Genomic DNA, 20649 nt, shown 5'->3' with positions numbered 1-20649 from the left:
CGGACCGCGCCACCCCGATCGCCGGGGTCAGGTGGTGGGGTCGTCGTCCTCCTCGTCCTCGTTCGTCTCGAACGGCTGGGCGATGACCGGGCAGTTGATGATGATGTCGCTCGGCCGCAACCCGGCCACGAACGGGTTGCCCGGCCCCTCCGGGCTGATCGCCCCGCTCTCCACCAGGCCCTCGTCGACCAGCGCGCGCAGGTCGGCGAAGCCGGTGATCCGGCGCCGCTCGCCGGCGTCCACGGCCGCGCGGGTCCACTGGTTGACGTGCGCGTCCCACATCGGGCTGTAGTCGTTCCCGTAGGCGCGCCGGTTGTCCGGGTCCAGCGGGAAGACGTTGATCGGGTCCTCCCCGCCGCTGGCCACCGTGTAGTTGAGCCCCTGCCGCTCCGGGTCGTCGCGGCCCTCGCGGCCGTTGATGTTGGGGGAGAACCCGAGCAGCGCGGAGCGGTCGTCCAGCGTGCTCTCCCCGAAGCGGGGCAGCTCGGCGAGCCGCGGCGCGTAGACGCCGGCCTCCAGGGTGGCCGCGACGGGGTCGGAGGAGTCGGTGACGAAGTGGTAGTAGAGCTGGTCGCCGCCCTGGAAGCCGTCCAGCAGCTCCATGGTCACCTGCCGGTCGCGGACGTCGATGTCGGTGGCGCGGTCGTGCAGCCCGGTGTCGTTGGCGACGACCTGGGCGTTGAGCACCAGGCCGCTGGGCAGCACCACGGCCGAGGACCACTCGGCGTCGGCCACGGCCCCGGGCTGGACGGCGGCCGGTGGGAACACGCTGGTGCCCGGCACCACGGTCTCCTCGGTGGCCGGCTCGACGCTGCGCTCGGGGGCGAAGTCGACGGTGCCGCGGAACCGCATCCGGTCCTTCCGGTCCAGGGAGACCTGCTGGTCACCGCCGCTGCCGCGCGCCCACACGAGCTTGGGCGCGTAGTTGACGCCGAGCAGCTGGGCGACGGCGAAGTCCGACGCCTCGGTGATGATGTACTGCTCGTCGGCCCGCCCGTCCGGCCCGACCCCGCGGAACAGCGGCACGACGGCGGTGGCCTCCTCCGGGTCCTCCAGGTCGTTGAGCGCGATGGTGCTCGCGAGGAACACGTTCTCCTCGGCGGGAAAGCGGTCGACGCGGTCGATCAGCTCCTCGACCAGGCGCCGGCCCGCCAGCCCCTCCCCGGCCAGCAGCCGGGCCGCCTCGGTCAGGGCCAGGCGGCGGTCCAGGCCGGGGTCGACACCCCGGGCCGGGTCGGGGACCGCCTCGGGTGGCGGTGTCGCGTGGGCCGGTGACACGACCGCGGCCAGCGTCACGCAGACGCCGACGACCCCGGCGCGCAGCACGGATCTCCTCATGGGGAACCTCCAGACGACGCGGGGCACCACGGTGAACGGCTCACCCGCCCCGCGCCGTGGGTCGCCGGACACCGGCCGCCCGTTACGCGCCGGTCTCAGGGCCCGGTGGACCCCGGCGGGAAGTAGTCCAGCGCCGTCGTGCCCAGCCGGACGGCGCTGCGCGGGTCGGGCAGCGCCGTCGTCCGCGGCGTCGCGCCCGCACGGGGGCGGGCGGCCGCCGCCGCCACGGCGTCGCGCAGCCGGCGGACGGCCACGTCGGCCTGGTGCTCGCGCACCCGGGCGAAGCCGAGCACCAGACCCGGGGCGCCCGGGGCCGAGCGCATCCGGCCCAGGTCGAGCACCAGCAGGCCGCGCTCGGCCGCCGCGTCGACGACGGCCACCTCGTCGACGTCGGCCGGGCCCATCGCGCACAGGTGCAGCCCGGCCTCGGCCCCCTGTACCCGCCACGCCGGCAGGTGCCGGGCCAGCGCCTCGACCAGGGCGCGCCGCTGGCCGCGGTAGCGCAGCCGCAGCCGCCGCAGGTGCCGGTCGTGGGCGCCGGTGTCGAGCAGGTGGGCCAGCGTGTGCTGGGTCAGCACGGAGGTGCCGAAGTCGTCGTCCCGCTTGGCGCCGACCAGGGCGGCGCGCAGGGCGGGGGGTGCCAGCAGCCAGCCCAGCCGCAGGCCGGGCGCCAGGGTCTTGCTCACCGAGCCGACGTGGACCACCCGCCCGGGGGCCGCGCCCTGCAGCGAGGGCGCGGACTGGCGGCCGAACCGGAACTCCGCGTCGTAGTCGTCCTCGAGGACCCACCCGTCCACCCGGTCGGCCCAGGCCAGCAGCGCCGCCCGTCGGCGCGGGCTGAGCACGACGCCGGTCGGGTGCTGGTGGGCGGGGGTGACCAGCACCGCGCGGGCACCGGAGCGCTCCAGCGCGGCGACGTCCAGGCCCTCGTCGTCGACGGGGACGTCGACGACCGCCGGCACGTGCCGGCCCAGCACCCGGCGCTGGATGGCGTTGCTGGGGTCCTCCACGGCCAGCGCCCGGTGCCCGAGGTCGGTGAGCACCCGGCAGGTGAGCGTGAGGGCCTGGGTGACCCCGCTGGTCACCACGACGTCGTCGGGCCCGGCGGCGGTGACCCGGGTGCGGGCCAGGTGGCCGGCCAGCTGCGTGCGCAGGGCGACCGACCCCCACGGGGGCACGTAGCCGAGCTCCCGGTCGGGCAGCACCCGCAGCACGTGGGCGGTGGCCGACGACCACGCCGCCCGGGGGAAGGCGGCCAGGTCCGGGGCGCCGGGGCGCAGGTCCAGCAGCGGCGCGTCCTCCGGCACGGCCGGCACCCAGGTGGTGGGCGGTCCCTCCCCGGCCGGGGACCCGGGGGGTCGGCCGGCGACCAGGGTGCCCGATCCGCGCCGGGTCTCCAGGTAGCCCTCGTGCTGCAGCTGGTCGTAGACCTCCACGACGGTCCCGCGCGCGAGGCACAGGTCGGCGGCGAGGTGGCGTGAGGGCGGCAGCCGGTCGCCGGGCGTCAACCTGCCGGCGTCCATGGCCGCGATCAGCTGACGGCGCAGCTGCTCGCGCACCGGCTCGCCGCCGGCGCGGGAGACCTCGACGAGCAGCTCGCCGCGCCGTGTCGGGCTGCGCAGGTGGTCCACCTCCCCGCTGTCCATGTGGTCCGCCGAGCGCGGTGCACTGATCGTTAGCGTCACTGTGGAGTCGGGTCCGTCCGTCCGGCAAGCCCGCCGGGCCGCTCTCCCCGAGGGTGCACCGTGACCGCAGAACCGCTCGTCCCGTCCCCGCCACCCCCCGTCCGCCCCGACGACGCCCTGGTGGACGCGCTGTGCGCGGGCGACGAGCGGGCCTTCGTCGAGCTCGTCGAGCGGCTGACGCCGGGGATGCTCCGGGTGGCCCGGTGCCACGTCCCGAACCAGGCCGTCGCCGAGGAGGTCGTGCAGGAGACCTGGGTCGTGGTGCTCACCCGGCTGGGCGCCTTCCAGCGCCGGTCGAGCCTGACCACGTGGGTGTTCGGCATCCTGCTCAACACCGCGCGCACCTCCGGCCGGCGCGAGCGCCGGTGCACCCCCGTCGACCTCCAGGGCCCGGACGACGGCGGCTCGCCGCTCGCGCTCGCGGACGACGCCCGGCGGGTCCGGCGCCGGGTGCCGCCGCCCCGGCGCTGGGGCAGCGACCCGGAGGACGTGCTGATGGCGCGGGAGACGCTGCACCGGGTGCGTGCGGCCCTCGACGACCTGCCGCCCCGGCAGCGCGAGGTGGTGGAGCTGCACGACGTCGTGGGCCTGCCGGCGGCCGACGTCTGCGCGCTGCTGGGCCTCTCCCCGGGCAACCAGCGGGTGCTGCTGCACCGGGGGCGCACGAGGGTGCGTTCGGCGCTCGAGGAGTACCTGGGCGCCGCCGGGTGAGAGACTGGCGGGGTGCCACTGCGTGGGGGACCGTCCGGTCCGGTCGAGTGCCAGGACGTGGTGGAGCTGGCCACCGACCTGCTCGAGGGCGACCTGGACGGCGCGACGGTGGTGCGGGTGGACGACCACCTGCTGAGCTGCGCCGGGTGCGCGGAGTACGTCGACCAGATGCGCCGCACCGCGGACGCGCTGCACGCGCTCGGCCGCCCCGAGCACGCCGAGCCCCTGGGGACCGATCTGCGGCACCGGCTCATGGACGCCTACCGCCGGTACGGCCCGCGCGGCTGAGCGGCCACCCGGCACGGTCACCAGCCGTCGGCCGGCCACGGCGCGCCGGCGTAGCGCTCCTGCGCCGGCCCGGCCGGCCGGGGCCGGCGGCCCAGCACCCCGGCGCCGACCTCCAGCAGGCGTGGGACGCCGAGCAGCGCGAACGGGTCCTCGACCGGCCGCCCGGGGTCGGTGACCCACACCGACCCGGCGAAGTGCACCGCGTCGACGGTCAGCGCCGACGCCGCCCGCGGCCACGGACCGGCCAGCGCCGCCCGGCGGGCCTGCACGACCGCGGGGTCGTCGAACAGCGGCAGCGCGTCCCGGTCCGGCCACAGCACGGAGACGACCGCCGTGGGGCCGTCGGCGTCCAGCAGCAGGGGGTCGCAGCGCCGCGCCCCCGGGTGCGGCCGCCGCGCCGCGGCCGGCCAGGCGAGCAGGCGGACGCCGTCGCCGGCAGCGGTGGCCAGCGGAGCCGACACCCCTCCGGCCGGGTCGAGCAGCAGCCAGGCCGGGTCAGGCACGCGGGGGCTCCCAGTCCGGCCGCAGGTCCCGCGACAGCGCCCGCAGCTCCTGCCACAGCTCGCCGGCCGACGGCCGGCCCCAGTACCAGTAGCCCAGCCACCAGCGGTGCACCCGCAGCTCCGGGGTGAGCAGCCAGACCGTCGGCAGGTACGGGTCGTGCACGGTGTCGGTGAGCTCCTGCAGCCCCAGTTCGGGCAGCCACCGCCGTCCCGCGTCGGACAGGAACGTCCAGCGGGCGTCCAGGCCGGCGCGGAAGGCCGCGGCCACCTCCGGCGGGTCGACGCTGACCGACACCAGCCGCGTGTAGGCCACCTCCAGCGCCGGCTGCAGGGTCACCAGCTCGCGGGCGTAGGCGCGCTCCTTGGGGCACCAGAACCCGCGGTAGGTGTGCAGCACCAGCGGGTCGCCGCCGGAGAGCTCCGACAGCCGCCGCAGGTGCCCGTCGACGTCGGGCAGCTCCAGGTCCGGGAAGCGGTCGCCCGGCTGCAGGTCGCGGGCGCTCACAGCCCGGCCTCCTCGAGCAGCCGCAGCCACGCCTCGCCGATCGTCGGGAAGGGGGGCACCGCGTGCCGCAGCCGGTCCAGCGGGACCCGCCCGACGACCGCGACCGTCGCGGCGTGGACCAGCTCGGCGACGTCCTGCCCGACGAACGTCGCCCCGACCACGACGGCGCGGTCCTCGTCGAGGACCAGCGCGGCCCGCCCGCGGTAGTGCCGGGCGTGCAGGGCGGCGCCGGCCAGGTGCCCGAGCTCGACGGTGACCGTGCGCGTCCGCAGCCCCCGCTCGGCCGCCTGCGCCGTCGTCAGCCCGACGGCGGCCACCTCCGGGTCGGTGAACACGACCTGGGGGACGGCGGCGTCGTCGGCCTCGGCCCGCCAGCCCGGCTGCTCCCCGCGCGCCCGCGCCGCGATCGCGTCACCCGCCACGCGGGCCTGGTACTTGCCCTGGTGGGTCAGCAGCGCCCGGCCGTTGACGTCACCGACGGCGTACAGCCAGTCGCTGCCCTCGACGCGCAGGGTGTCGTCGACGGGCAGGGCGTCGCCGGGTCGCAGCCCGAGGGTCTGCAGGCCCAGGTCGGTCGTCGCCGGCCGGCGCCCGGCGGCGACGGCCAGCTCGTCGGCCTCCACCGCCGCGCCGTCGGCCAGGTGCACGGTCACCGGGCCGTCCGCGCACGGCCGCGCCACCCGGTCGGCCCGGACGCCGAGCCGCAGGTCGACGCCGTCCTCGCGCAGCGCCCCGGCCAGCAGCTCGCCGGCGAACGGCTCCACCGCGGGCAGCAGCCGCCCGGCGACCTCCAGCACCGTGACCGAGCTGCCCAGCCCGGCCCAGGCCTGTGCCATCTCCAGCCCGACCACCCCCGCGCCCAGGACCAGCAGCCGCGACGGGGCGTCCCGGGCGGTGGTGAGCCCGCGGCTGGTCCACGGCCGCGCCTCGGCCAGCCCCGGCACCGGCGGCAGCGCGGCGGTGGAGCCGGTCGCGACGGCGACGGCGTGGCGGGCGGCCAGGGTCGTCGGCGTCCCGTCGGGGCGGGTGACCTCGACCCGCCGCTCGCCGGCCAGTCGGCCGTGCCCGCGCACCAGGTGCACGCCCACGTCGGTGAGCCAGCGCACCTGCCCGGCGTCGTCGTGGTGGCCGGCGAACGCGTCCCGCCGGGCGAGGACCGCGGCGACGTCGAGGTCGCCGGTCACCGCCTCCCGGGCGCCGGGCAGCCGCCGGGCGGCGCGCAGGGCGTGCACCGGGCGCAGCAGCGCCTTGCTCGGCATGCACGCCCAGTAGGAGCACTCGCCGCCGACCAGCTCGGCCTCGACCACGACCGCGGTGAGGCCGCCGCGGACCACACGCGCGGCGACGTTCTCACCGGCCGGACCGGCGCCCAGGACGACGACGTCGTAGGTGTCCACCGGGGACAGTGCGGCGGCACCCGGCCGGCGTTACACGGCCGGCGTCACACCAGCGTCGCGACGGCGATGGGGGTGCTGAACGCCCGGCACCACAGCAGCACCGCGCCGTGGTCGGCCGGGTCCACGCCCGGGGGCAGGACGTGGTTGGCGCTGCCCCGGGTGCCCTTGAGCGCGCCGAGGTCCACGCCGCCCTCGGGGTCGGTCTGGTCGGCGCCGGGGACGAGGTACACGACGACGTCGACCGCGCCCTGCACGTCGAGGTCCTGCAGCCGGACGAACGTCGTCCCTCCCGCGCGGTAGAGCACCGCCTCGCCACTGGCCCGGTGCCCGACCCCCCGCACCGGCCCCGCGCCGAGCCGCTCGGGCGCCGGCGGCGCCGGGGACGCCGACGGACCGGTCCCGCCGGCCATCGGGACGGCGACCGGCACACCCTCCAGCAGCCCCTCGTCGACCTCGCGGTCGACCAGGGCCGGGACGAGCAGCACGGCCAGCAGGGCGAGCACCGGCAGCAGGCGCAGCGTCCCGCGCACCGCCCGCCGGCGGGTGAGCCGGGGGACGACCAGCCTGCTCCAGACGAGCACGGCGACCACCAGGGCGAGCACGGTCAGCACCCCGGTGGCCGTCCGGGGGACCAGGGCGGACAGCTCCACCGGCGAGAGCACCAGCAGGGCGAGCACGGCCGCGGCGACGGCGAGCGGCAGGAGCCGACGGGACCTCACCCCCTGCCGTGTGCGGGACGTGCCGCGGCGTTACACGTCGCCGCGCGGCTCGTCGTCCCGGTGCCCCCGGTGGTAGACCTCCAGCGCCGCCCGGACCCGCGCCCGCCCGCGGTGCAGCAGCACCCGCTGGTTCGCCGCGGTCAGGCCCAGCACCTCGCGCACCTCCGCGGCGGTGAAGCCCTCGACGTCCCGCATCACCACCACCGTCCGCTGCCGCGGCGGCAGGGCGTCCAGCGCCGCCTCCAGCAGCGCCCGCACCTCCGCACGCAGTGCTCCCTGCGCCGGGTCGCCGTCCCACGGCCGCGGCTGGCCGGCCGGCGTCCAGTGCCGGTGCCAGCGGTCGCCGGGGCCGCGGAAGCGGGCGGGGTCGACGGTCGCGCCGCCGGGCTCGTCGGTGAGGTCGCCGACCGGGGTGACGCGGCTCTCCCGCACCCCGCGCGCCGTGGCCGTGTGGACCAGGATCCGGAAGACCCAGGTGCGCAGCGTCGAGCGGCCCTCGAAGCCGGGCAGCCCGCGCAGCACCGCCAGCCACGTCTCCTGCACCACCTCCTGTGCGGAGGCGTCGGTGGACACGTGCGCGCGGGCCAGGCGCAGCATGGCGGCCGACCAGGAGGTCACCAGCCGGGCGAACAGCGCCTCGTCGCCGGCCAGCAGCGCCGCGACCACCGGGTCCTCGGCCGGCCGGGGCGGCTGCCCGGCCCGGGGCGCCGGGAGGCGGGCGCCGCCGTCCGCGAGGGGCACCTCCATGACGGCGCAGTGAACCACGCACCCGGGGCCGCGTCAGCCGGTCGACGGTGAACTCCTCGTGCCGCCCCGGCCGGTGGCGCGCGTAACGCCGGGCGAGGTCGGCGCACTGGACAGCCGTGGCACCCACGACGACCGGTGCCGGGCGCGCCCGGCTGCGAGGCGACGCGTGAGCGGCCGGTTCGACGGCCGGGTGGTCCTGGTGACCGGCGGTTCGTCCGGGATCGGCCAGGCGATCGCCGTGCGGCTGGCCCGGGAGGGCGCGCGGGTGGCGGTGAACCACGTCGGGCCCGCCGAGTCCGCCCGGGAGACGGCCGACCTGGTCGAGCAGGCGGTGCGCGAGTGCGTCGACGCCGTCCGCGCGGCGGGGAGCGAGGCGCTGCTCGTGCGGGCCGACGTCTCCGACGCCGCGCAGGTGGCGGCGATGACCGCGCGCGTCGTGGAGCACTTCGGGCGGCTGGACGCACTGGTGAACAACGCCGGCATCCAGGTGGCCGCCGACACCGAGGCGCTCGACGTCGCCGACTTCGACCGGGTGCTCGGGGTCAACCTGCGGGGGGCGTTCCTGTGCGCCCAGCAGGCGGTGCGGCACTTCCTGTCCGCGGGCGGGGGAGCGGTGCTCAACGTCAGCAGCGTGCACCAGGTCGTCCCCAAGCCCCGCTTCCTCGGCTACAGCGTGAGCAAGGGCGGGATGGCCAACCTGACGACGACGCTGGCGCTGGAGTACGCCGCACGCGGCATCCGGGTCAACGGGCTGGGACCGGGGGCGACGGTCACCCCGATCAACCGCTCCTGGGTCGACGACCCGGTCCGGCGGGCCGCCGTCGAGCGGCACATCCCGATGCGCCGGGCCGGTGAGAGCGGCGAGATGGCCGCCGCCGCGGCGTTCCTGCTGTCCGACGAGGCGGCCTACGTCACCGGGCAGACGCTCTACGTCGACGGCGGGCTGACGCTGTACCCCTCGTTCGAGACGACCTGGTCGTCGGAGTGAGCCCGGCGGGTCCCGCTCAGCGCCCGGCGGGTGCCAGGCCGTCGAGGAGCACGTCGACGTAGCGGTCGACGGCCGCCGCCGCCCCGGTCCCGGCGGCCTCCGCGGCGGTCGCCAGGCCGCAGACCAGCCGGTGCAGGTCGGCGCCGTCGATGCCCGGACGCAGCACGCCGGCGTCCCGGGCCCGCCGGCACACCTCGTCGAGCCGCGCGCCGATCGCCGCCCGCGCCGCGCCGGCGTCGGGGCCGGCCGGGGCGCTGCGCACCACGTGCGCCAGCGCGGCGTCGGCGACCTGCACCCGGGCGAACTCGCGGACGGTGGCCCGCAGCGCCCACGCGGGGTCCTCGTCGCCGGCGGTCGCGGCCAGCCGGTCGGCGGTGTCGGCCAGCCGGTCGGCGACCAGCGCGGCCAGCAGCGCGGCCCGGTCGGGGAAGTGGCGGTACAGCGTGCCGATGCCCACGCCGGCGCGCGCCGCGACGGCCTCCAGGCCCACGCCCGGGCCCGACCGGGCGACCAGGTCGCGGGCGGCCTCGAGCAGCCGCCGACGGTTGCGCAGGGCGTCGCTGCGGGGCACCGCGGTTCCCTCCTTGACGAAACGGAGGCACCCTCCGATCATCGGTCGTGTCCGGAGGGTACCTCCGGTAGGACTCGGGGAGGAGACGATGGAAGAGGTCGTGCGCGCGGTCGGGTTCCGCCGGTTCGGCGGTCCGGAGGTCATCGAGGAGCTCGAGCTGCCGGTCCGGCGGCCGGGACCCGGCGAGGTGCGGGTGACGGTGCGGGCCGCCGGGCTCAACCCGACCGACCTGAAGGTGCCCGGCGGAGCCCTGGACGGGGTGGTGCCGCACCGGTTCCCGGTGGTGCTCGGCTGGGACCTCGCCGGCGTGGTCGACGCGACCGGGGAGGGCACCGGGTGGGCGCCGGGGGAGGAGGTGGTCGGCTTCGTGCGGTCCACGCCGATCGCCACCGGGGCGCTGGCGGAGTCCGCCGTCGTCCCGGCGGGGGTGCTCGCCCGCGCGCCGGCCGGGGTCGAGCCGGTCCGGGCGGCGGCGCTGCCCCTGGCCGGGCTCATGGCCGACCAGCTGGTGGAGGCGCTGGGCGGACGGGCCGGCGGGGCGGTGCTCGTGCTCGGCGCCGGTGGCGGGGTGGGTGTGTTCGTCACCCAGCTGCTGACGCGCCGGGGGGCCACGGTGGTCGGGGTGGACGCCGCCGACCGGCACGCGCGGCTGCGCGAGCACGGCGCCGCGGTCGCCCTCGACCGGGACCGCCCCCTGGCCGGGGAGCTGGCCGGGGTGCTCCCCGCGGGGCGGGTGGACGCGGTGGTCGACCTGGTCGGCGGCCCGGCGCTGGCCGCGGCGGGCGCGGTGCTGGCGCCGGGCGGCGCGGTGGTGTCCAGCGTGCAGCCCCCGCAGGCGGTGCTGGGGCCCGGGGCCGGCGGCTCGTTCGTCGTGGTCGAGCCCGACGGGCGGCGGCTGGACCGCCTGGCCCGCGACGTCGAGGCCGGCCGGCTGCGGATCCCGCCGGTGGACGTCGTCCCCTTCGCCGACGCGGTGCCGGCGGTGCGCGGCCTGGGCCGCCCGGGCCACGGGTGGAAGACGGTGGTGGCGGTCCGCTGAGCGCGCCGGTCAGTCCGGCCGCCGACCGCGCTGCGCCTGGTCGATGGCCCACGCCGCGTTCACCAGGCCGATGTGGCTGAACGCCTGCGGCAGGTTGCCCAGCAGCTCCCCGGTGCCCGGGTCGACCTCCTCGGCGAGCAGCCCGAGGTCGCTGGCGAAGGCCGCCGCCCGCTCGAACACCGCCCGGGCGCGGTCCACCTGCCCGGTCAGCGCGAGCGCCTGGGCCAGCCAGAAGGTGCACAGCAGGAAGGTGCCCTCGTCCCCGGGCAGGCCGTCGACGCCGTCCCCGGTGCGGTAGCGGTAGACCAGCCCGCGGTCGTCGGTCAGCCGCTCGGCGACGGCGTCGATCGTGGCCAGCACCCGCGGGTCGTCGGCGGGCAGGAACCCCACGATGGGCAGCACCAGCACCGAGGCGTCCAGCGCGGTGGACCCGAAGGACTGGGTGAACGCGCCGGCCCGCTCGTCCCACCCCTGCTCCAGGACGGCGTCGGAAATCTCCCCGCGTGCCTTCACCCAGTCCTCGACCCGGTCCTCCCAGCCCAACCGGGGGGCCAGCGTGATCGCCCGGTCCAGCGCGACCCAGCACATGACCTTGGAGTAGACGAAGTGCCGCGGCTGCCCGCGCACCTCCCAGATGCCCTGGTCGGGGTCCCGCCAGCGGGCGGCGGCGGTGTCGGCGCAGGCGGCGAGGAAGCCGCGGGTCTCCTCGTCGAGGTCGGGCAGCTGGTCGGCCAGCCGGGCGGCGGCGCCCAGCAGCTCCCCGTAGACGTCGACCTGCCGCTGGTCCCAGGCGCCGTTGCCCACCCGCACCGGCCGGCTGTCGCGCCACCCCCGCAGGTGGCCCAGGGCGCGCTCGGACAGGTCGTGCTCCCCGCCGACGCCGAACACGATCTGCAGGGAGGTGGCCGGGCCGATGCCCCCGGCCCCCGCGGTCGTCATGAAGGAGAAGAAGTCCGCCGCCTCGTCCGGGCAGGCGGCGACCCACAGCGCCTCCATCGTGAAGCTCGCGTCCCGCACCCAGGTGTAGCGGTAGTCCCAGTTCCGCTCGCCCCTGACGGCCTCCGGCAGCGAGGTGGTGCCCGCGGCGACGATCGCCCCGCTGGGCTGGTAGGACAGCCCCTGCAGCACCCGGCCGCTGAGCTGCACCAGGTCCGCCCACGGCCCGGTGTAGGTCTGGTGCAGGTCCGACCAGGACTCCCACGCCGCCAGGGTGCGGTCGAGCAGTCCGGCCAGCCGCGGCTGGGTCCACACGTGCGCCGGGACGGCGCTGCCCAGCGTGCTGCGCTGCAGCCCGAGGTGGACGACGTCCCCCGCCCGCAGGCGCAGCCGGGCCCGGGCCCGCCCGTCGGCCAGCACGACCTGGCCGGGCAGCGTGAGGACCAGCCAGTCCGCCCCGCCCCGCGCGGCGACCCCGCCCTCCACGCGGGACAGCAGCGGCACGACCAGCCCGTACTCCGGCCGCGGCCGGTAGTCGACCAGCACGTCGACCTCCCCGGAGGTGCAGGCCAGCCGGCGCACCAGGACGTGGGGGACGTCGACGCCCAGCCGGTGCCCCTGGTCGTCCGGGCCCAGGCCCAGCGCGTCGGTGAGCACCACCTCGCCGTCCGCCGTCCGGAAGGTCGTCTCCAGGGCGAGCGAGCGCCCGGCGTAGCGGCGGGTCGACGTCCACGGCGCCTCCGGCGCCACCGACCAGTGGCCGGCGTCGTCGTCCAGGAGCGCGGCGAACACCGCCGGCCCGTCGAAGCGCGGGAAGCACAGCCAGACGACGGACCCGGCGCGGTCGACCAGCGCGCAGGAGTGCCGGTCGGAGAGGAAGGCGTGGTCGGCGATCGCGGTGGAGCTCACGGGTCCTCCCGGGGGTCGGCGGTCCTGCTGCAGTACCACCGGGGGACCCGCCGTTACGCGGGGCGCCCGGTCAGTCGAGCTCGGCTGACCGTGTCGCCGGCGAGCCCGAGCAGCGGCGCGCCGGCCACGTGCGCCCACCACGCGATCGCCCGCGGCCGCGCCGAGCGGGCGGCGCTCCGTCAGCGTCGTCGCGGGCGGTCGCGCCCCGTCGTCCGACGGGGGCCGCCGCCCGTCACACCCGCGTCGCGGGTCCCGGTGTCCCGGGCGACACGAGGGGGACGTCGGCCGGCGGCGGCGTGTCCGCGTCGGCACCGTCCCGGGGGACCGGGAGGGTGGGGGTGCGGGTGACGGCGGCCGGTGACGGACCGGCGTACCGCGCGGCCCACCCGCCGGCGATGCCGCGGGGCGCCCAGCGGTGTGTCCCGGGGTGCACCCGCAGTGCGACGGCGACGGCCCACAGGCCCAGGGCCAACCAGATGGGGAACTCGGACACGCGGACCACTCCCTCGTCCACCGGCCGCCGGGACCGGCGGCCGATCGGTGACCACGACACTGCTCTGCAAATCAGGAAACGCACTTCCTGCGCTCGGTGTTCCCGATCCGCGGCCGACCGGGGTCACGGCGCGACCGGGTGGCCGGTGGGCCGGCGAGGTGCGGGCTGGTGCCGGGCAGCTGGTCGGACCCCGCCGGTACACCGTCCTGGCGGGCATGCCAGCGTGGACGCCGACGTGACGCCGGAGTGACCCCGTCGGGGGACGGGTCGTCCCGACACGGCCCTCCACCCGGGGTCGCCGGCGCCACCCACGTCGTCCGGGCCGACGCCGGCCCGGCCGGCCACCGTGACCCGAAGGGACCCGTCCGACATGCCCCGAGCCCTGCTGCTGGAGAACGTCGACCCGGTGGCGGTGCAGCTGCTGTCCGCGGCCGGCTACGAGGTCGAGTCGGTGCGGGGTGCACTCGACGAGGACGACCTGGACGCCGCGCTGGACGGCGTCCGGGTGCTGGGCATCCGGTCGAAGACGCAGGTGAGCGCCGCGGTCCTGCAGCGGCACCCGGCGCTGGCGGCGGTGGGCGCCTTCTGCATCGGCACCAACCAGGTCGACCTCGCCGGGGCGGCCGCGGCCGGGGTGGCGGTGTTCAACGCGCCGTACTCCAACACCCGCAGCGTGGTCGAGCTGGCGATCGCGGAGATCATCAGCCTGGCCCGGCGGCTGATGGACCGGGACCGCGCGCTGCACGCCGGGGTGTGGGACAAGTCGGCGACCGGGAGCCACGAGATCCGGGGGCGGACGCTGGGCATCGTCGGCTACGGCAACATCGGCAGCCAGCTGTCGGTGCTGGCCGAGGCCCTGGGCATGCGGGTGCTGTTCCACGACCTGGAGGACAAGCTCGCCCTGGGCAACGCCCAGGCCTGCGGCAGCCTGGAGGAGCTGCTGGAGCGCGCGGAGACCGTGACGCTGCACGTCGACGGGCGCGCCGGCAACGCCGGGCTGTTCGGCGCCGAGCAGTTCGCCCGGATGCGCCCGCGCAGCCTGTTCCTCAACCTCTCCCGCGGGTTCGTCGTCGACCACGAGGCGCTGCGCGAGCACGTCCTGAGCGGCCACATCGCCGGCGCGGCGGTCGACGTGTTCCCCGACGAGCCCCGCGAGCAGGGCGACGAGTTCTCCTCCGTGCTGCGCGGACTGCCCAACGTCATCCTCACCCCGCACATCGGCGGGTCGACCCAGGAGGCGCAGTACGACATCGGCCGCTTCGTCGCCGGCAAGCTCGTCGACTACACCCGCACCGGGACGACCACGCTGAGCGTGAACCTGCCCGCGGTGGCCCTGCACGGCTCCTCGGCGGCGCGGTTCGCGCTGCTGCACCGCAACGTGCCCGGCGTGCTGGCCCGGGCCGATGCGCTGGTCGGCGAGCACGGGCTCAACGTGGACGGCCAGGTGCTGGCCACCCGCGGCGAGCTCGGCTACGTCGTCACCGACGTCAACGCCCCCCTGCCGCCGGCCCTGCTGGTCGCGCTCGAGGCGCTGCCCGAGACCGTCCGCCTGACGACCTTCCCCTGACGTCTCCGAGGACGCCCGTCGTCCTGGGGGCGCGGTGGAGTCCCCGTCACCCATCGTCTGACCGCGGTACCCGACACCGGGGTGACGTGTGCCGGAGATGCCCCCCGGGGGGCGCCACGTCCCGCTGCGGATCCTCCGATGGGACGGGTTGACCTTCGGCCGGAGCGTGGTGGTGTGTCCGACGAGGGCCGGGTCGTCGTCACCAGCGAGGTCACCCCCTGAGGTCCTGGCGTCAGGAGACCGATGGCGGCCAGCGGTGCCTGCGCCAGGCGGTCCAGTCCGCGAACCCTGCCGGCGGGTCGTCGATCGGTTCACTGCCGTCGAGTTCCCCGGGCGTCGGGACGCTGAAGGCGGCGGCCCACGTCCCGAGTTCCTCGTCGGAGACGTGCCACGTGGAGTGCGGCTCCTCGGCCTGGCGCTGGTCGAGTCGTCTCCGCTGTTCGGCCGGCTCGAGTGCGAGGTAGCGCATCTCGACCGCCACACCGAGGTCGGCGGCCGCTCGCCGCAGGGCGGAGCGCTCGTCCCTGCTCCACAGGCCGAAGTCGACGACGACGTCGATGCCCAGTTCGAGGGCGCGCAGCCCGATGTCGATGAGCCGCCCCTCGATCACGTCGGAGGCCGACGACGGGTTCGCGAGCCCGTAGAGGGCCTTCACCCACTCGTCCTTCGTGAGACGGAGGGCCTGCTCCTCGACCTCCACACGCCGTGCCTCTGTGGTCTTCCCCGTGCCGGGCAGGCCCACGGTCAGGAACAGCGTCGGTCGCGTCATCAGCCCTCCAGGTCCGAGCGGCCAGCCGGGGGACGCCGGCAGGTCGAGCTGGTCAGGCGCCCTCGCCGGCTGGACGGCGGGCGCGGCTGGGCTGGACGCGCATCGGCTCGCCCGGCATCTTCGGGTAGTCCGGCGGGTAGGGCAGGTCGCCCAGGCCGGCGTCCCGGGTCTGGCGCTCGGCCAGCTCCAGCAGCGGCTCGATGCCGAACGCGTGGTCGGACAGGCCCGCGTGCTTGTCGCCGACCTCGCGGAACCGCGCCGGCATGGTGAGCACGTCGAAGTCCGTCGGGTGCACGTCGGGCAGCTCGTCCCAGTCGACCGGCGCGGACACCGGCGCGTGCGGCCGGGGCCGGATGGAGTACGCGGAGGCGATGGTGCGGTCCCGGGCCATCTGGTTGTAGTCGATGAAGATCTTCTCGCCGCGTTCCTCCTTCCACCACGACATGGTCACCCGGTCGGGGATCCGCCGTTCCAGCTCCCGGCCGAAGGCGATCACCGCGCGACGCACCTCGGGGAAGGTCCAGCGCGGCTGGATGGGCACGTAGACGTGCACCCCGCGTCCGCCGGAGGTCTTCGGCCAGCCCCGCATGCCGAACTCGGCGAGCAGCTCGCGCACGTGCGGCGCGACCCACACGGCGTCGGAGAAGTCGGTGCCCGGCTGCGGGTCGAGGTCGATGCGGATCTGGTCGGGCTGCTCGACGTCGGCCTTGGACACCGGCCACGGGTGGAAGGTCAGCGTGCCCAGGTTCGCGCACCAGGCGACGACGGCGACGGAGTCCGGCGCGATCTCGTCGGCCGTCCGCCCGCTGGGGAAGGTGATGTGCGCCGTCGGCACCCAGTCGGGCGCGTTCTTGGGCACCCGCTTCTGGTAGAAGGCGTCGCCGGTGTTGTCCAACCGGGTCGACAGCCGCGCGCCCTCGAACACCCCGCCCGGCCAGCGCTCCAGCGTCGTGGGCCGGTCGCGCAGCGCGTGCAGGATCCCGCCGCCGACGGCGATGAAGTACTCGACGACGTCGATCTTGCGGATCCCGCGTTCGGCGAAGTACGGCTTCTCCGGGCTGGAGACGCGCACCTCGTGCCCGTCGACCTGCAGCAGGACGGCGTCCTTGGCCGCCGCCATCACCGGCTGGACCCCGCGGGAGTGATCACCCGGCGCACCCTAGGGCGGTCAGGCCGGGCACGTCAGCCCGTCCTGCGGCACGGCCAACTCGATCAGGTAGGTGTTGACCGCCGCGGTGACGCACTCGGTCTTCGGGTAGGCGGTGTGCCCCCGGCCCTCCCAGGTCAGCAGGACGCCGGAGGTGAGGTCCTCGGCCATGTCCACCGCACCGGACAGTGGGGTCACCGGGTCGCCGGCGTTGCCGATGACGAGCACCGGCGCCGAGCCCTCGGCGTCCCGCTCCGGGACCGGGGTCCGCTCGGCCTCCCACACCGTGCAGGTGTGCAGCCCCACGGCCGAGCCGGCACCGAACAGCGGGTAGCGCTGCCCCCACTCGGCGGCCAGGGTGCGGACCTCCTCCTCCGGCACCGCCGTCGCCGGGTCGGTGTCCGCGCAGGTGATGGCCAGGTTGGCGTCGACCAGGTTGGTGTAGGAGCCGTCCGGGAGCCGGCCGGACAGGGGGTCGGCCAGCGCGAACAGGCCCTGGGAGTCGCCGTCGCGGGCGGCGGTGAGGGCCTGGGTGAGCTGGGGCCAGGTGCTGGTGTCGTACTGCGCGGCCAGGACGGCGTACAGCACCACGCCCGGGGTGGCCTGGCGGGTCTCGCCGGGCAGCGCGCTGGGGATCGGGGCGGTCGCGGCCCGGGCCAGCAGCTCCTCGAGGGCGCGGCGCGGCTCGGGGCCGAGCGGGCACCCCGAGACCAGGGCGACGCAGTCGGCCGCGTAGGCGTCGAAGCTGGCCTCCAGCGCGGCGGCCTGCGCCTCGGCCTCGCCGCGCGGGTCGTCGTCGGGGTCGACGGCGGCGTCGAGCACCAGGGCCCGCACCCGGTCGGGGAACAGCTCGGCGTAGGTGGAGCCCAGCGTGGTGCCGTAGGAGTAGCCGAGGTAGGTCAGCTGCTCGTCACCCAGTGACTGGCGCAGCAGGTCCATGTCGCGGGCGGTGTCCACGGTGCTGAAGGTGCCCAGCGCCTCGCCGTACTCCTCGGCGCAGCCCGCGGCGACCTCCCGGGTCAGCGCGAACGCCTCGTCCACCTGCTCGGGGGTGGTCGGCCGCGGCTCGGCGGCGATGACGCGGTCCTTGAGCTCGGCCGGGACGCACTCGACCGGCGTCGAGGCGCCCACGCCGCGCGGGTCGAAGCCGACCACGTCGAAGCGGCGCAGCACGTCCTCGGGCAGCGAGAGCGCCAGCCCGACACCGGCGTCGGCGCCGGAGCCGCCCGGCCCGCCGGGGTTGACCAGCAGCGAGCCGACGCGGTCGGTCTGCCCGGCCAGCCGCGCCCGCACCAGGAACAGCGGCAGCGTCTCGCCCTGCGGCTCGTCGTAGCTGATCGGCACCTCGGTGCGGCCGCACTCGAAGGCCAGGTCCCGCTCGCTGCCCGGGGCACCGGCCACGAACTGGGAGATCTCCGCGTCGCAGTCGCGCCAGGCGATCTCCGCGGCCACCGGCTCGGCCGGTGCCGAGGAGGCCGGGGCGGACGACGCGGCCGTCGTGTCCTCCGTCGCGGGGGAGGTGCAGCCGGCGACGGCGACGAGCAGGCCGGAGGCGGCGGCGAGCAGACCGCGGGACAGGCGCATGGGTCACGAGGGTATGAGTCGCACCGGGGCGGTGCAGGCACTCACCCGGTCAGGTGACGGAGCCCTCAACCGGCGAGGACCTCCGCCAGGTCGTAGCGCACCGGCACCTCCAGCTGGTCGTAGGTGCAGCTGCGCGCCTCCCGGTCCGGGCGCCAGCGCAGGAAGTGGCCGGTGTGCCGCAGCCGCCGTCCCTCCAGCTGGTCGTACTTCACCTCGACCACCAGCTCCGGGCGCAGCGGCACCCAGGACAGGTCCTTCTTGGCGTTCCAGCGGCTCTGCGCGCCCGGCATCCGGTGCTCCCCGTCGGCCTGCAGCTCCGCGTTGGCCCACTCCCGCCAGGGGTGGGTCTCCAGCGCCTCGGCGCGGTAGGGCGCCAGCTCCTCGACCAGCTCGGCGCGGCGGGCCATCGGGAAGGACGCCGCGACGCCGATGTGCTGCAGGTCCCCGGAGTCGTCGTACAGCCCCAGCAGCAGCGAGCCGACCACCGGCCCGCTCTTGTGCCAGCGGAAGCCGGCGACCACGCAGTCCGCCGTCCGCACGTGCTTGACCTTGGTCATCAGCCGCTGATCGGGGCCGTAGGGCAGGTCGGCGGCCTTGGCCACGATGCCGTCCAGCCCGGCGCCCTCGAACTGCTCGAACCAGCGCCGCGCGGTGTCCGGGTCCCGGGTGATCGCGGTGAGGTGCACCGAGTCCGTGCCGGTCACGACCTGCTCCAGCCGGGCCCGCCGCTGCGCGAACGGCGTCTCCAGCAGCGACTCGTCGCCGAGGGCCAGCAGGTCGAAGGCGACGAAGGACGCCGGCGTCTGCTCGGCGAGCAGGTCGATCCGCGACTTCGCGGGGTGGATGCGCTGCAGCAGCGACTCGAAGTGCAGCCGGTCGTCCCGGGGGACGACGATCTCGCCGTCGACCACGCACCGCTCGGGCAGCGCGGCCTTGACCGCCTCGACCACCTCGGGGAAGTAGCGGGTGAGCGGGCGCTCGTTGCGGCTGCCCAGCTCCACCTCGTCGCCGTCCCGGAAGACGACGCAGCGGAAGCCGTCCCACTTCGGCTCGTAGTAGGTGCCCTCGGCGACCGGCACCGTGGTCACGGCCTTGGCCAGCATCGGCTTCACCGGCGGCAGCAGCGGCAGGTCCATGCGCGCAGTGAAGCAGCCGCGGACGACGACCGGGGCGCACCGGCCACGACCGTCCCCAGGTCGAGGTCCTTGAGTAGACTAAGTCACATGACCAGGTCCGTCGGTGTGCACGAGGCGAAGACGCACCTGTCCCGGCTGCTCGAGCAGGTGGCGGCAGGGGAGGAGGTCGAGATCACCAACCGCGGGAAGGTGGTCGCCCGGCTGGTGGGTCCGGCGCGACGGGTGCCCCACTTCGACTTCGACCGCGGCAACGTGTGGATCGCCGACGACTTCGACGACCTGCCCGAGGACCTGCAGCGGGCGTTCGAGGGCGAGGAGTGAAGGTCCTCCTCGACACCCACGTCGTCGTCTGGGCCAGCCACCAGTCGGCCCGGCTGGGTACGGCCAGGCAACTGGTCCTCGATGCCGACCAGCGGTTGCTCTCCGCGGTGTGCGTCTGGGAGCTGGCGATCGAGCAGGGCCTCGGCAAGCTGCGGCTCAGGTCGGACGTCCGCACCTGGAGCCGGCGGGTGACCAGCGAGCTCGCACTCGACCTCCTGCCGGTCAGCGCGGAGCACGCTGCGGCGGTGGAGCACCTGCCCGACGTCCACCGCGACCCGTTCGACCGGCTCCTCGTCGCGCAGGCCGTGGCCGAGGGAGCCGTGCTGCTCACCGCGGACCGCCGGCTGCTCGGCTACGGCGACGCCGTCCGGCTGGTGGGCTGACCCGCGCCCCGATCGAGCGGCCAGGGGTCGTCGGCGCCGCCGGCCCAGGTGTCGGTGTGCGGGTGGACGCCGGCCAGCCAGGCCCCCTTGTCACGGGTGTAGTCGTCGTAGTCGCGGGCGTCGGCGTGCGCGGCCGCTGCCCGGCGCTTGACCTGCTCGTAGTCCCGCCGCAGCTGAGGGTCGGCGCGCAGCCGGTCGCGGAAGCGGACCACGCGGCGGCCGAACGGCGAGCCGGTCAGCCGCACGTGCAGGATCGCCGGGCGCACCGGGTCCGGCGCGACGAGCAGCCGCTTGGCGAACACCTCGGCCGATGCCGTGTCGTGGCCGGCGGGCAGGTCGCGGTGGACGCCCGGCGAGTCGGGCCGGGCCCCCGAGGCCGGCACCCAGCCCAGCGGGGCGAGCGCCGCGGCGAGCCAGGCGACGTCGGGCAGCCGGTCGACGGTCAGCTGCAGGTCCAGGAAGGGCTTGGCGGCCAGGCCGGGCACCGCGGTCGACCCGACGTGGTCGACCCGCCGCAGGCCCAGCCGGTCGGCCGGGTCCGCGGCGGCCAGCGCCGCGCACAGGGCACCGCCGCGCCGGTCGGCGACCGCGACCCAGCCGGGGTCGTGGGGGAGCAGCCGGGGCGGGGTGGGCACGTCCGGGCTGGTCGACACCAGGGACTGCGCCCACGGGGCCAGCCGGGTCCGGTACAGCTCGGTTGCCGCGGCGGCCGCGCCGGCCGGGTCCGGGGCGACGAGGACGGCGTCGGCCGGCACCTCCGGCCCACCGACCCGGACGACGCCCACGGTGAGTGCCACCGGCCCGGTGGCGGCGGGCCGGACGTCGACCCCGTGCCCCCGCAACGCGTCGGTCACCGCGTCGGCGTGGTCCCCGACCCCGACCACCCCGACCCGCAGCACCGGCCCAGCCTGGC

22 protein-coding genes are annotated in these 20649 nt (G+C 76.5%); 7 read left to right on the top strand and 15 right to left on the bottom strand.

What is annotated here, in order from left to right:
* Window positions 1-27 precede the first annotated feature (27 nt).
* Together RTG05_RS13310 and RTG05_RS13305 are read right to left on the bottom strand one after the other, a co-directional pair.
* Entirely contained in the window at window positions 28-1338 is a 1311-nt protein-coding gene (locus RTG05_RS13310; RefSeq protein ID WP_166529052.1) for a hypothetical protein, read from the bottom strand.
* A 95-nt stretch (window positions 1339-1433) separates the two neighbouring features.
* Complete coding sequence (locus tag RTG05_RS13305; RefSeq protein WP_166529051.1) at window positions 1434-2984, bottom strand: MocR-like pyridoxine biosynthesis transcription factor PdxR; 1551 nt, start codon at window positions 2982-2984, stop codon at window positions 1434-1436.
* Between the two features lie 99 nt (window positions 2985-3083).
* Between RTG05_RS13305 and RTG05_RS13300 the strand changes: the two genes are divergently transcribed.
* Together RTG05_RS13300 and RTG05_RS13295 are read left to right on the top strand one after the other, a co-directional pair.
* Entirely contained in the window at window positions 3084-3734 is a 651-nt protein-coding gene (locus RTG05_RS13300; protein ID WP_208104937.1) for an RNA polymerase sigma factor, read from the top strand.
* A gap of 12 nt (window positions 3735-3746) precedes the next feature.
* Entirely contained in the window at window positions 3747-4022 is a 276-nt protein-coding gene (locus RTG05_RS13295; protein WP_166529050.1) for an anti-sigma factor family protein, read from the top strand.
* A 17-nt stretch (window positions 4023-4039) separates the two neighbouring features.
* On the opposite strand, the gene RTG05_RS13290 is transcribed toward RTG05_RS13295, so the two are convergent.
* From RTG05_RS13290 to RTG05_RS13270, 5 genes are read right to left on the bottom strand one after another with little or no spacing between them, the layout of a single operon-like run.
* Complete coding sequence (locus RTG05_RS13290) at window positions 4040-4525, bottom strand: hypothetical protein (protein ID WP_166529049.1); 486 nt, start codon at window positions 4523-4525, stop codon at window positions 4040-4042.
* Complete coding sequence (locus tag RTG05_RS13285; protein WP_166529048.1) at window positions 4518-5030, bottom strand: redoxin domain-containing protein; 513 nt, start codon at window positions 5028-5030, stop codon at window positions 4518-4520. Before RTG05_RS13285 ends, RTG05_RS13290 begins: the two co-directional genes overlap by 8 nt.
* The gene (locus RTG05_RS13280; protein WP_166529047.1) at window positions 5027-6427 is read right to left on the bottom strand and encodes a dihydrolipoyl dehydrogenase family protein; all 1401 of its coding nucleotides are present in this window, start codon (window positions 6425-6427) and stop codon (window positions 5027-5029) included. Before RTG05_RS13280 ends, RTG05_RS13285 begins: the two co-directional genes overlap by 4 nt.
* A gap of 44 nt (window positions 6428-6471) precedes the next feature.
* Complete coding sequence (locus tag RTG05_RS13275; RefSeq protein ID WP_166529046.1) at window positions 6472-7146, bottom strand: DM13 domain-containing protein; 675 nt, start codon at window positions 7144-7146, stop codon at window positions 6472-6474.
* A gap of 30 nt (window positions 7147-7176) precedes the next feature.
* Window positions 7177-7893, bottom strand: a complete 717-nt coding sequence (locus RTG05_RS13270) for an RNA polymerase sigma factor (protein WP_166529045.1) — start codon at window positions 7891-7893, stop codon at window positions 7177-7179.
* A gap of 166 nt (window positions 7894-8059) precedes the next feature.
* Here RTG05_RS13270 and RTG05_RS13265 point away from each other — a divergent pair, with 166 nt between their 5' ends.
* Window positions 8060-8881 carry a glucose 1-dehydrogenase gene (locus tag RTG05_RS13265; protein ID WP_166529044.1) on the top strand — a complete coding sequence of 274 codons (822 nt, stop codon included), beginning with the start codon at window positions 8060-8062 and terminating at the stop codon, window positions 8879-8881.
* A 16-nt stretch (window positions 8882-8897) separates the two neighbouring features.
* Here the strand turns inward: RTG05_RS13265 and RTG05_RS13260 are convergent, their stop codons facing one another.
* Complete coding sequence (locus RTG05_RS13260) at window positions 8898-9452, bottom strand: TetR/AcrR family transcriptional regulator (protein WP_166529043.1); 555 nt, start codon at window positions 9450-9452, stop codon at window positions 8898-8900.
* Between the two features lie 88 nt (window positions 9453-9540).
* On the opposite strand from RTG05_RS13260, the gene RTG05_RS13255 reads away from it, so the two are divergent.
* Window positions 9541-10491: an NADP-dependent oxidoreductase gene (locus RTG05_RS13255; protein WP_315911863.1), complete on the top strand. Its 951-nt coding sequence runs from the start codon at window positions 9541-9543 to the stop codon at window positions 10489-10491.
* A gap of 9 nt (window positions 10492-10500) precedes the next feature.
* Here the strand turns inward: RTG05_RS13255 and RTG05_RS13250 are convergent, their stop codons facing one another.
* Both RTG05_RS13250 and RTG05_RS13245 read right to left on the bottom strand, forming a co-directional pair.
* On the bottom strand, window positions 10501-12336 hold the full coding sequence (locus RTG05_RS13250; protein WP_315911862.1) for a glycoside hydrolase family 15 protein: 1836 nt from the start codon (window positions 12334-12336) through the stop codon (window positions 10501-10503).
* A 232-nt stretch (window positions 12337-12568) separates the two neighbouring features.
* Window positions 12569-12829, bottom strand: coding sequence for a hypothetical protein (locus tag RTG05_RS13245; RefSeq protein WP_166529041.1), 261 nt, complete (start codon window positions 12827-12829; stop codon window positions 12569-12571).
* Between the two features lie 370 nt (window positions 12830-13199).
* Here RTG05_RS13245 and serA point away from each other — a divergent pair, with 370 nt between their 5' ends.
* The gene (gene serA / locus RTG05_RS13240; protein ID WP_166529040.1) at window positions 13200-14396 is read left to right on the top strand and encodes a phosphoglycerate dehydrogenase; all 1197 of its coding nucleotides are present in this window, start codon (window positions 13200-13202) and stop codon (window positions 14394-14396) included.
* Window positions 14397-14628: 232 nt separating this feature from the next.
* Here serA and RTG05_RS13235 read toward each other — a convergent pair whose 3' ends face one another.
* From RTG05_RS13235 to RTG05_RS13220, 4 genes are all read right to left on the bottom strand, one after another.
* Window positions 14629-15165, bottom strand: a complete 537-nt coding sequence (locus RTG05_RS13235; RefSeq protein WP_166529039.1) for an ATP-binding protein — start codon at window positions 15163-15165, stop codon at window positions 14629-14631.
* A 52-nt stretch (window positions 15166-15217) separates the two neighbouring features.
* Entirely contained in the window at window positions 15218-16285 is a 1068-nt protein-coding gene (locus tag RTG05_RS13230; protein ID WP_166529038.1) for a DNA polymerase domain-containing protein, read from the bottom strand.
* Between the two features lie 48 nt (window positions 16286-16333).
* Window positions 16334-17896, bottom strand: a complete 1563-nt coding sequence (locus tag RTG05_RS13225; RefSeq protein WP_166529037.1) for an alpha/beta hydrolase — start codon at window positions 17894-17896, stop codon at window positions 16334-16336.
* A 65-nt stretch (window positions 17897-17961) separates the two neighbouring features.
* Complete coding sequence (locus RTG05_RS13220) at window positions 17962-19032, bottom strand: ATP-dependent DNA ligase (protein WP_166529036.1); 1071 nt, start codon at window positions 19030-19032, stop codon at window positions 17962-17964.
* Window positions 19033-19119: 87 nt separating this feature from the next.
* Here RTG05_RS13220 and RTG05_RS13215 point away from each other — a divergent pair, with 87 nt between their 5' ends.
* Window positions 19120-19353: a type II toxin-antitoxin system Phd/YefM family antitoxin gene (locus tag RTG05_RS13215; RefSeq protein WP_166529035.1), complete on the top strand. Its 234-nt coding sequence runs from the start codon at window positions 19120-19122 to the stop codon at window positions 19351-19353.
* A complete protein-coding gene (locus RTG05_RS13210) occupies window positions 19350-19736 on the top strand; it encodes a type II toxin-antitoxin system VapC family toxin (protein WP_166529034.1) in 387 nt (128 codons plus the stop codon). Before RTG05_RS13215 ends, RTG05_RS13210 begins: the two co-directional genes overlap by 4 nt.
* Here the strand turns inward: RTG05_RS13210 and RTG05_RS13205 are convergent.
* Window positions 19706-20635 (bottom strand): GrpB family protein, encoded by a 930-nt coding sequence (locus tag RTG05_RS13205; RefSeq protein WP_208104936.1) that lies wholly within the window; start codon window positions 20633-20635, stop codon window positions 19706-19708. The genes RTG05_RS13210 and RTG05_RS13205 overlap by 31 nt on opposite strands.
* Window positions 20636-20649 lie beyond the last annotated feature (14 nt).

This window comes from Geodermatophilus sp. DSM 44513 (genome assembly GCF_032460525.1).
Classification (GTDB): domain Bacteria; phylum Actinomycetota; class Actinomycetes; order Mycobacteriales; family Geodermatophilaceae; genus Geodermatophilus.
This window is presented reverse-complemented; position numbering and strand designations above follow the sequence as displayed.